We start from the raw sequence: 9,251 nt of genomic DNA, 5'->3' as shown, positions 1-9,251 counted from the left end.
CAAACCAACCTCGTCATGGCCGGGCTTGACCCGGCCATCCACGTCTTTGCGGCAAAACCAAAGGTAAAGACGTGGATGGAGGGGAAGAGGCTTTTCAAACAGTCTCTAAGCGGGCTTCGTCACCCGGCGGAGCGTCAGGTTTATCCTGCCGCCGCCGGGAACAAGCTGGGATGAACCGGGGATGATGCGGTCCACACCGTGGTAGCGCAGGCGGGACGCGCCGCCCAGCACCAGCACATCGCCGCTCGCGAGTCTGAAGCTTCGTGACCTGTCGCCACGGGCGAATCCGCCGATGCGGAAGACGCATGTATCGCCAAGCGAGATGGAGACGACCGGTGCGTCGAGTGCCTCTTCATCCTCATCGCGGTGGAGCCCCATGCGGGCTTTCGGCGCGTCATAGAGATTGACGAGGCAGCATTCGGGCGGGGCAGGGTAGTTCGCCACGTCTGCCCATATGTCGAGCAGCAGCGGCGGAATGGGCGGCCAGGGGCGGCCGCTTGCCTCGTTCAGCTCGGCATAGCCATAGCCCTCGGGCTGCGAAACCCAGCCGAGCGGGCCGAAATTCATCTGATGGATCGACCAGGGCTTGCCTGTGCGCGGCATGCGGGGGCGATAGGGCTTTTCCGCCGTGAGCCCTTCCAGAATGGCAGCCAGCAGCGCGCGCTGGCCGCTTCCATCCAGAAAGCCCGGATAAAGCGTGATCCCTTCAAACGCCGTTTCGACTGATTTTCTCAAGGCTGGGACTCGTATAGTGGCATTAAGAGTGCCATATTAAGCGGGCTGAAGGGTCGAGGCTGCGCCACTCAGGGCGCGTGAAAGGGGGGTCATGATGAAGGGAAGAATAGGGCGGCTTGCCGCGATTTTTATGGGGTTTGCCGGCGCCGTGGCGCTTTCCGGCTGTGTCGCCGTGGCGACGCAGGGTGCGACAAGGGCGACCGACAATGCCCGGATCGCCGCCAATGAGAGCGCCGCAGAGGCGGGCGATGTCGCCGCGCAGATGAAACTGGGCGACAGCTATTGCTGCAGCATTGCGGGCAGTGTCGGCGTCTTCAACAATCAGAAGGCGACGAAATGGTATTGCGAGGCGGCACGGCAGGGTGAGCCGCGCGCCTTTTATGAGCTCGGCCGCATCTATTCCGGCGACCTTGTGCGCGGGATGAACGCGCCCGCCAAGGCGGCATCACTTCTCACCACCCAGCGCGAAAACAAGCAGCTTGCGCTGATGTGGTTCAGCCTCGCCGCCGAGATGGGCTATACCGACGCGAAGGACGAGGCCGCCGATCTGCGCAAGGATATGACCGGGCCGGACGTGCTCCAGTCCAATATCCGCAAGGAAAACTGGCAGAACCAGCCCTGCGAGTGGAACAGCGTCTATCCGGACAACCAGCTCTAGGACGCCGCTCAGCCCCGGCGAGGGCGGGGCGCGGCTCATCTGCGGGTGCAGGGGAACGGTTCCGTTACCGTTCCCCTTACTTTATTTCTGCCCGATCACCATTTTGGCGAGGCCGGGCGGGGAGCCGGGGCGAAATGAGTCCATTCTGCCTCTCTCCTGTGACCATATTGCCGCATCAACGCTTGCGGGGCGTAAAACCCAAACCTATATACACGGCAACGTTTCAACGCCCTGCCGAGCGAGTGTACCGCCCGGACAAGGTTTCCCTTTGGGAGCCGGTGAAACCGGGCAGCGCAAAGGCGCTTTCCGGTCCAGCGGGTGCCACGAGGCCCGCCCGGCCCGCCGCAGTGAAAGAGGACCAGTAAGTCATGGCTAAAGTCATCGGTATCGACCTCGGCACGACGAATTCGTGTGTCGCGGTGATGGAAGGCAGCACTGCCAAAGTCATCGAGAATTCCGAAGGCGCCCGTACCACCCCCTCCATGGTGGCCTTTACGCAGGATGGCGAGCGGCTTGTCGGCCAGTCCGCCAAGCGCCAGGCCGTCACCAACCCGACCAACACGCTCTTTGCGATCAAGCGCCTGATCGGGCGCTCCTATGAAGACCCGACGACCCAGAAGGACAAGGGCATGGTGCCCTACAGCATTGTCCGCGCCGACAATGGCGATGCCTGGGTGGAAGCGCATGGCGAGAAATATTCGCCGTCGCAGGTTTCGGCCTTCATCCTCCAGAAAATGAAAGAGACGGCTGAAGACTATCTCGGCGAGAAAGTTGACAAGGCTGTCATCACGGTTCCGGCCTATTTCAATGACGCGCAGCGCCAGGCGACGAAAGACGCGGGCAAGATTGCGGGTCTTGAAGTGCTGCGCATCATCAACGAGCCGACGGCGGCCGCGCTCGCCTATGGTCTCGACAAGAAGGATGGCGAGCTGATCGCGGTCTATGACCTTGGCGGCGGCACCTTCGACGTGTCGATCCTCGAGATCGGCGACGGCGTCTTTGAAGTGAAGGCGACGAATGGCGACACGTTCCTCGGCGGCGAGGATTTCGACATGCGCCTCGTCAACTATCTCGCTGACGAATTCAAGAAAGAAAACGGCATCGACCTGCGCGGCGACAAGCTTGCGCTGCAGCGCCTGAAGGAAGCTGCTGAAAAGGCGAAGATCGAACTTTCCTCTGCCGCGCAAACGGAAGTGAACCTGCCCTTCATCACGGCAGACGCCTCCGGCCCGAAGCACCTCACCATCAAGATCACGCGCGCGAAGCTTGAAGCGCTGGTCGAAGATCTCATCCAGCGCACGATCGAACCGTGCAAGGCTGCGCTCAAGGATGCGGGTGTCACCGCTGGCCAGATCAACGAAGTGGTGCTTGTCGGCGGCCAGTCGCGCATGCCGAAAATCCGCGAGGCGGTGAAGCAGTTCTTCGGCAAGGAGCCGAACATGTCCGTCAACCCGGACGAAGTGGTCGCCATGGGCGCGGCCATTCAGGCGGGTGTGCTGCAGGGCGACGTGAAAGATGTGCTGCTGCTCGACGTGACGCCGCTGTCGCTCGGCATCGAAACGCTGGGCGGTGTTTTCACGCGCCTGATCGATCGCAACACCACGATCCCGACCAAGAAGGCGCAGACCTTCTCGACCGCGGAAGACAATCAGTCCGCCGTCACGATCCGCGTCTTCCAGGGCGAGCGCGAAATGGCGGCAGACAACAAGCTGCTCGGCCAGTTCGACCTTGTGGGCATTCCGCCCGCACCGCGCGGCGTGCCGCAGATCGAAGTTGCGTTCGACATCGACGCGAACGGCATCGTCAATGTGTCCGCCAAGGACAAGGCGACGGGCAAGGAACAGACCATCCGCATCGAAGCCTCGGGCGGTCTCTCGGAAGCCGACATCGAAAGAATGGTGAAGGATGCCGAGGCCCATGCCGAGGAAGACCGGAAGCGGCGTGAGGAAGTCGAGACGCGCAACCACGCAGAGGCGCTTGCCAACTCGACCCAGAAGACGCTCGCTGAAAATGGCGAGAAGATCGGCGCTGATGTGAAGGCAGAAGTGGAAGCAGCCCTTGAAGCGCTGCGCACCGCACTTGCCGGCACGGATGCAGCCGAGGTCAAGGCGAAGGCCGACGCGCTCACGCAGGTCTCCATGAAGATGGGCGAGGCGCTTTACAAGGCCGCGCAGGCTGAAGCCGAAAATGAAGCGGCAGCGGCAGGCGATGCCACGAGCGGCAAGACGCAGGATGATGTCGTTGACGCCGAGTTCGAGGAAGTTGACGAGAACAACAAAGATCAGGACAAGCCCGCCTGATCCGGGCCATCGTCATGACCTCCGCTTTCACACATAGCCAGGCGGGACGGGCGCGCAAGAGCGCGTTCGCCCCGGCCCCTTCGCGAGCAAGGTGATATCCCATGTCGAAGCGCGATTTTTATGACGTGCTCGGCGTGAGCCGCAACGCAACCGCCGATGAGCTGAAAAAGGCTTATCGGACTCTCGCCAAGAAATACCATCCCGACCAGAACCAGGGCGACCCGACTGCCGAGCAGCGTTTCAAGGAACTCAACGAGGCCTATGACACGCTGAAGGACGAGCAGAGCAGGGCGGCCTATGACCAGTTCGGCCATGCCGCTTTTGACGGCAGCATGGGCGGTGGCGGCTTTGGAGCGCGCGGCGCGCATGGCGGCTTTGGCGGCGCGTCCATGTCCGACATTTTCGACGATCTTTTCGGCGAGTTCATGGGTGGCCGGGGCCGCGGCGGAAGGCGCGGCGGCGGCCAGACGCGCGGACATGATCTGCGCTACAACATGGAAATCACGCTGGAAGAAGCCTTTGAAGGAAAGAAGGCGCAGATTCGCGTGCCGGGTTCGGTGTCATGCGATGTCTGCGCCGGCACAGGTGCCGCTCCCGGCTCGAAGCCTGTCAGCTGTCCGACCTGTCAGGGTGACGGCAAGGTGCGCGCGGCGCAGGGCTTCTTCACCATTGAACGCACCTGCCCGAGCTGCCACGGGCGCGGCCAGACGATCGACAAGCCCTGCACCAATTGTCATGGCGCGGGCCGGACGGAGAAGGAGCGCACGCTCTCCGTCAATATCCCCGCAGGCGTCGAGGATGGCACACGCATCCGCCTTGCCGGAGAGGGCGAAGCGGGCATGCGCGGCGGACCGGCAGGCGATCTCTATATTTTCCTGTCGGTGAAGCCACACCACATCTTCGAGCGCGATGGCGCGGATCTTTTCTGCCGCGTGCCGATTTCGATGGTCACCGCCGCGCTTGGCGGCGAGATCGAGGTGCCGACGCTGGGCGGCAAGAAGGTGAAGGTGAAAGTGCCGGAAGGCGCACAGACCGGCCGCCAGTTCCGCTTGCGGGGCAAGGGCATGCCGGTGCTCAATTCGCGCGATACGGGCGATCTCTATATCCAGATCACCATTGAGACGCCGGTGAACCTGACGCGCAAGCAGAAGGATCTTCTCAAGGCGTTCGAGGAAGCCTCCTCACCCAGCAACAGCCCGCAAAGCACCGGCTTCTTCGCCAAGGTGAAGGAGTTCTGGGACGGCTTCCAGAATTGAAAAAGACGGATAATCTGCAAAGGCCCCGCGCAACACTGCCGGGGCCTTTTTCCTGTCCGGATGCGCGCCCATGACCTCTCCGCTTTCTGCCTATCTCATCCCGATTGCGCTTCTCGTCGTCTCCAATGTTTTCATGACGGCGGCCTGGTACTGGCATCTCAAATTCACGACGACCCCCATTCTCACCGTCGTCCTGCTGAGCTGGGGGCTGGCCTTTTTTGAATATTGTCTTGCCGTGCCAGCCAACCGGATGGGCTATGCGGTCTATTCCGCTGCCCAGCTCAAGACCATCCAGGAAGTCATCACTCTCACGGTTTTCGTGGTGTTTTCCGCGCTCTATCTCGGCCAGTCGCCCACATGGAACACGGCCATCGGTTTCGGCTTCATCGCGCTCGGGGCCTATTTCATCTTCCGGGGGTAGGATCAGGCTGCTATAGAGCGCGGACAGGTTGAGGACAGGCAATATGGCTCAGAACATCAAGATTGCGGTCACGGGTGCGGGCGGGCGCATGGGCGTGACGCTGATCCGCCTCATCGCGGGCACCGAAGGCGTGACGCTTGCGGGCGGGCTTGAAGCACAAGGCTCTCCCCATATCGGCGCGGACCTCGGCACGCTGGCAGGGCTTGCAAAGCCGCTCGGCATCACCGCCACGGCGGATGCGCTGTCCGTCATCAAGGATGCGGATGCGCTGATCGACTTTTCAACGCCTGCTGCCTCCGTTGCCTTTGCGGCGCTCGCCGCGCAGGCGCGCATTGTCCATGTGATCGGCACGACCGGCTTTTCCGACACGGAAGAAGAACGGCTCAAGGCCGCCGCACGCCACGCGACCATCGTGAAGGCGGGCAATATGAGCCTTGGCGTGAACCTGCTTGCAGCGCTTGTGCGGCAGGCGGCAGCCGCCCTCGGCGCTGACTGGGATATCGAGATTGTCGAGATGCATCATCGTCACAAGGTGGATGCGCCATCGGGCACGGCGCTCCTTCTCGGTGAGGCAGCGGCAGAGGGCCGCAACATATCTCTCAAGGAACATTCCGAGCGTGGACGCGACGGCGTGACGGGCCCGCGCGCCAGGGGCGCGATCGGCTTTGCGGCGCTGCGCGGCGGCTCGGTTGTGGGCGAGCATGACGTGATCTTCGCAACCGACCATGAGCGTATCCGGCTCAGCCATATCGCCGAAGACAGAGGCATTTTCGCGCGCGGCGCCCTCAAGGCCGCGCAATGGGGGCAGGGCAAGGGCCCGGGCCTCTTTAACATGGCCGATGTGCTCGGCATAAAATAATCTTTCTACGGATCAATGGAGCGAGACGTGAGCAATCTGCTTGTGCTTGTCCGTCACGGACAGAGCGAATGGAACGAAAAGAATCTTTTCACGGGCTGGCGTGATCCGGGGCTGACGGCGCAGGGCAAGGCCGAAGCGAAGGAAGCAGGGCAGGCCATGAAGAAGGCCGGGCTTACTTTCGACGTTTCCTTCACCTCGAAGCTTTCGCGCGCGCAGGAAACGAACCGCCTGATGCTTGCCGAGCTTGGCCAGAGCGATATCGAGATCATCGAAAACCAGGCGCTGAACGAGCGCGACTATGGCGATCTCTCCGGTCTCAACAAGGACGATGCCCGCGCGAAATGGGGTGAGGAACAGGTGCATATCTGGCGCCGCTCCTATGACGTGCCGCCGCCCGGCGGCGAAAGCCTGAAGATGACGGCAGAGCGCGTGCTTCCCTATTTCGAGGCGGAAATCCTGCCGCGCGTGCTGAAGGGCGAGCGTGTGCTGGTTGCTGCCCATGGCAACAGCCTGCGCGCCCTCGTCATGCAGCTCGACAAGCTCAATCAGGAACAGGTGATCGCGCTCAACATCGCAACCGGCGCGCCCATCGTTTACGAGCTTGATGACAAGGGCAATGTGCTTTCGAAGAAGCTCCTGATCGAGCGCGAGGCACACTGAGACTGGGCGGGGAGACAGGGCGGGGCCGCTTGCCGCTACAGGGTGGCGGCCGGCCCCGCTTTCATTTTTGCCAACGCGATTTCAAGCGCATGGGCAAAATCCGCACGCTCCGGCGAGGAGAGCGCTGCTGCCACTTCCACCGAGCGGCCATGACTTGTCAGATGCAATCTGGTTGAACTGTCCGGCGCTTCGGTGAGGGCGAGCCGCACCCAATAGGGCTGGAAACTTGTCGCACAGGCGACACGGCCTTTCGCATCGATCCGGCGCACGCGCAATTCGTGATCGGAAAGCTGCACCGTCTCACAGGCGCGGGCGGCGCGGTAGTTCATGCGGAACGCCCACCAGACCGCTGCCACTTCCGCCATACAGAAGAAAAAGACGGGCCATGCGCCTTTCGCCATGAAAAGGCTTCCGGCCGTGAAGTTCGATGCCGTTATCACCGCCATCAGGATCAAAAAGCCGCGCAGTGAGAGCGAACGATGCGGCAGGATCACCGCATTAAAATGAAGCGGTGGCTCAAGGGGTGCCGCATGATCGGCAGAGCTTGTCGGGACTGTCGCCATGACAGGAAAGGTTAGGGTGCGAAAAAGCAGGCCGCAACCGGCCTTTCGCCGCGGCACGACCCATGAGGCTTGCAGGCCCGGCCCGTTATGTGGAAAGACATAGGCCCATGTCCCGCGCGCTTCTCATGAAAAAACCCGATATTGAGGAATTCTTCCGCCGGCTTTCCGAGGCAATGCCGGAGCCGAAGACGGAACTCGAATATACCAACACCTATACGCTGCTCGTCGCCGTGGCGCTTTCCGCGCAGGCAACCGATATCGGCGTCAACAAGGCGACGAAGGAACTTTTCAAGAAGGTCGATACGCCGGAGAAAATGCTGAAGCTCGGCGAGGCAGGGCTGATCCAGCATATCCGCACCATCGGGCTTTATCGCACCAAGGCGCAGAATGTGATCGCTGCCGCCCGCATGCTTGTGGAGAAGCATGGCGGCGAGGTGCCGCGAGATCGCGCCGCACTTGAAGAACTGCCGGGCGTTGGCCGGAAGACGGCCAATGTGGTGCTGAACATCGCCTTTGGCGAAAAGACCATTGCGGTCGATACACATATTTTCCGCGTCTCGAACCGCACCGGCCTCGCACCGGGAAAGAATGTTGTCGAGGTTGAGCAGAAGCTCGGAAAAGTCGTGCCCGATGCCTACAAGCAGCATGCACATCACTGGCTCATTCTGCATGGCCGCTATGTCTGCAAGGCGCGCAAGCCCGATTGCCCTTCCTGCATGGTGAACGATCTCTGCCGCTTCAAGGCCAAGACGGTCGCCCTGTAGTTTTCGTCATTGTGAGGCGCGTAAGCGGCGAAGCAATGACGGGACTTCAGGAAATCGGTGTGCGCTTTGGCGTGATGGAGGCGAGGCAGGCTTCCTTGTCGGCGGCACCGCCTTCGGGCTTGCGCGCATCGACATAGCGCGCATTGGGCGCGTTTTCTTTCACGCCATAGAAATAGATGAAGAGGCTGCAATCGCGCCCGCCATATTGCCAGATCTCGGCACTTGGCTCGGAGCGGCGGAAATGCGGTTCACCGAGACGCGCGGAAATGGCCCCCGGTGTTGCGCCGACAAGCGCCTGCGAGGTGAGTGGTCCGCTGCCGAGCGAGGCGATGCCCGGTCCCGTGCGCGCGGGGGCGGCGCAGGCTGCGAGCGTAAGGGCAAGGGCTGAGAGAGAGACGAGTTTCAGCTTCATGCGCAATTCATCTCACATCTGCCGACGCGCGGCGAGCGCCTTGTAGGTATGGACCATCAGCGTGGTTCCAAAGAGCGGCGCCAGCAGGTTGAGCACGGGCACGGTGGTGAAAAGCGCCACGATCACGCCGGCGATGAAAATGCGCAGACGATGGCGCTTGCGCGTTGCCTCCACTTCCGTGGGCGGCATATGGCGGAGCGCCACAAGCTCGAAAAATTCACGCCCGAGCAGATAGCCGTTCACGATCCAGAAGAGCACGAGGTTCACGCCCGGCACGAGATAGAAGGGCAGGGCGAGCAGGTTGACGATGATGAGAACCAGCGTGAAGCGCAGCGCAAGGAGAAGCGACTGGAAGAAGGGCTGGTCGGTGCCGGGCGGGTCAGCCGGATAATTCTCCGCCTCCACCCGCGCCGCGATGTTCTCCAGAAAGAAGCCCGCCACCAGCGAGACGACCGGATGGACGAGCGGCACCAGCACGATCACGGCGAGGAAGCGGGCGATGAACTCAAGCACCGCATCGACCCAGCCGCCCGCAAGCTCCGGCCCGAATTCCGGCAGCGCGGCCAGCGCCCATTGAAGCCCCGCGCCAAAGGCGACGAGCACGATGAGGGTGAGGCCAAGGC

The 9,251-nt window shown here is 62.0% G+C and carries 11 protein-coding genes; 7 read left to right on the top strand and 4 right to left on the bottom strand.

Annotated elements, in window-relative coordinates:
• Positions 1 to 105: 105 nt before the first annotated feature.
• Positions 106 to 735, bottom strand: coding sequence for an alpha-ketoglutarate-dependent dioxygenase AlkB (locus WBF74_RS09595; RefSeq protein ID WP_424438740.1), 630 nt, complete (start codon positions 733 to 735; stop codon positions 106 to 108).
• A gap of 91 nt (positions 736 to 826) precedes the next feature.
• Between WBF74_RS09595 and WBF74_RS09590 the strand changes: the two genes are divergently transcribed.
• The 6 genes from WBF74_RS09590 to WBF74_RS09565 all read left to right on the top strand — a co-directional run bounded on the left by WBF74_RS09590 (position 827) and on the right by WBF74_RS09565 (position 6,889).
• Positions 827 to 1,393: a hypothetical protein gene (locus WBF74_RS09590; RefSeq protein ID WP_424438737.1), complete on the top strand. Its 567-nt coding sequence runs from the start codon at positions 827 to 829 to the stop codon at positions 1,391 to 1,393.
• Between the two features lie 368 nt (positions 1,394 to 1,761).
• Positions 1,762 to 3,693, top strand: a complete 1,932-nt coding sequence (gene dnaK / locus WBF74_RS09585; RefSeq protein ID WP_424438734.1) for a molecular chaperone DnaK — start codon at positions 1,762 to 1,764, stop codon at positions 3,691 to 3,693.
• A gap of 101 nt (positions 3,694 to 3,794) precedes the next feature.
• Positions 3,795 to 4,949, top strand: coding sequence for a molecular chaperone DnaJ (gene dnaJ / locus WBF74_RS09580; protein WP_424438731.1), 1,155 nt, complete (start codon positions 3,795 to 3,797; stop codon positions 4,947 to 4,949).
• Between the two features lie 70 nt (positions 4,950 to 5,019).
• Positions 5,020 to 5,370 carry a DMT family protein gene (locus tag WBF74_RS09575; protein ID WP_424438729.1) on the top strand — a complete coding sequence of 117 codons (351 nt, stop codon included), beginning with the start codon at positions 5,020 to 5,022 and terminating at the stop codon, positions 5,368 to 5,370.
• Between the two features lie 43 nt (positions 5,371 to 5,413).
• Positions 5,414 to 6,229: a 4-hydroxy-tetrahydrodipicolinate reductase gene (gene dapB, locus WBF74_RS09570; RefSeq protein WP_424438726.1), complete on the top strand. Its 816-nt coding sequence runs from the start codon at positions 5,414 to 5,416 to the stop codon at positions 6,227 to 6,229.
• A 27-nt stretch (positions 6,230 to 6,256) separates the two neighbouring features.
• Complete coding sequence (locus WBF74_RS09565; RefSeq protein WP_424438723.1) at positions 6,257 to 6,889, top strand: 2,3-bisphosphoglycerate-dependent phosphoglycerate mutase; 633 nt, start codon at positions 6,257 to 6,259, stop codon at positions 6,887 to 6,889.
• Positions 6,890 to 6,924: 35 nt separating this feature from the next.
• Here the strand turns inward: WBF74_RS09565 and WBF74_RS09560 are convergent, their stop codons facing one another.
• Complete coding sequence (locus WBF74_RS09560) at positions 6,925 to 7,452, bottom strand: DUF2244 domain-containing protein (RefSeq protein ID WP_424438720.1); 528 nt, start codon at positions 7,450 to 7,452, stop codon at positions 6,925 to 6,927.
• A 107-nt stretch (positions 7,453 to 7,559) separates the two neighbouring features.
• On the opposite strand from WBF74_RS09560, the gene nth reads away from it, so the two are divergent.
• Positions 7,560 to 8,216: an endonuclease III gene (nth, locus tag WBF74_RS09555; protein ID WP_424438717.1), complete on the top strand. Its 657-nt coding sequence runs from the start codon at positions 7,560 to 7,562 to the stop codon at positions 8,214 to 8,216.
• 46 nt (positions 8,217 to 8,262) lie between these two features.
• On the opposite strand, the gene WBF74_RS09550 is transcribed toward nth, so the two are convergent.
• Together WBF74_RS09550 and WBF74_RS09545 are read right to left on the bottom strand one after the other, a co-directional pair.
• A complete protein-coding gene (locus WBF74_RS09550; RefSeq protein WP_424438714.1) occupies positions 8,263 to 8,628 on the bottom strand; it encodes a hypothetical protein in 366 nt (121 codons plus the stop codon).
• Between the two features lie 12 nt (positions 8,629 to 8,640).
• The coding region (locus WBF74_RS09545; protein ID WP_424438711.1) for a sulfate transporter family protein at positions 8,641 to 9,251 on the bottom strand (611 nt) is incomplete at its 5' end.

It is taken from the genome of Parvibaculum sp. (assembly GCF_049672805.1).
Taxonomy (GTDB): Bacteria; Pseudomonadota; Alphaproteobacteria; order Parvibaculales; family Parvibaculaceae; genus Parvibaculum.
This window is presented reverse-complemented; position numbering and strand designations above follow the sequence as displayed.

What these genes read in the sequence shown, in the direction of transcription:
- WBF74_RS09575 (WP_424438729.1), top strand. Translation starts at nt 5,020, where the DNA reads ATGACCTCTCCGCTTTCTGCCTATCTCATCCCGATTGCGCTTCTCGTC.
- nth (WP_424438717.1), top strand. Translation starts at nt 7,560, where the DNA reads ATGTCCCGCGCGCTTCTCATGAAAAAACCCGATATTGAGGAATTCTTC.
- dapB (WP_424438726.1), top strand. Translation starts at nt 5,414, where the DNA reads ATGGCTCAGAACATCAAGATTGCGGTCACGGGTGCGGGCGGGCGCATG.
- WBF74_RS09560 (WP_424438720.1), bottom strand. Translation starts at nt 7,452, where the DNA reads ATGGCGACAGTCCCGACAAGCTCTGCCGATCATGCGGCACCCCTTGAG.
- WBF74_RS09550 (WP_424438714.1), bottom strand. Translation starts at nt 8,628, where the DNA reads ATGAAGCTGAAACTCGTCTCTCTCTCAGCCCTTGCCCTTACGCTCGCA.
- dnaJ (WP_424438731.1), top strand. Translation starts at nt 3,795, where the DNA reads ATGTCGAAGCGCGATTTTTATGACGTGCTCGGCGTGAGCCGCAACGCA.
- WBF74_RS09590 (WP_424438737.1), top strand. Translation starts at nt 827, where the DNA reads ATGATGAAGGGAAGAATAGGGCGGCTTGCCGCGATTTTTATGGGGTTT.
- dnaK (WP_424438734.1), top strand. Translation starts at nt 1,762, where the DNA reads ATGGCTAAAGTCATCGGTATCGACCTCGGCACGACGAATTCGTGTGTC.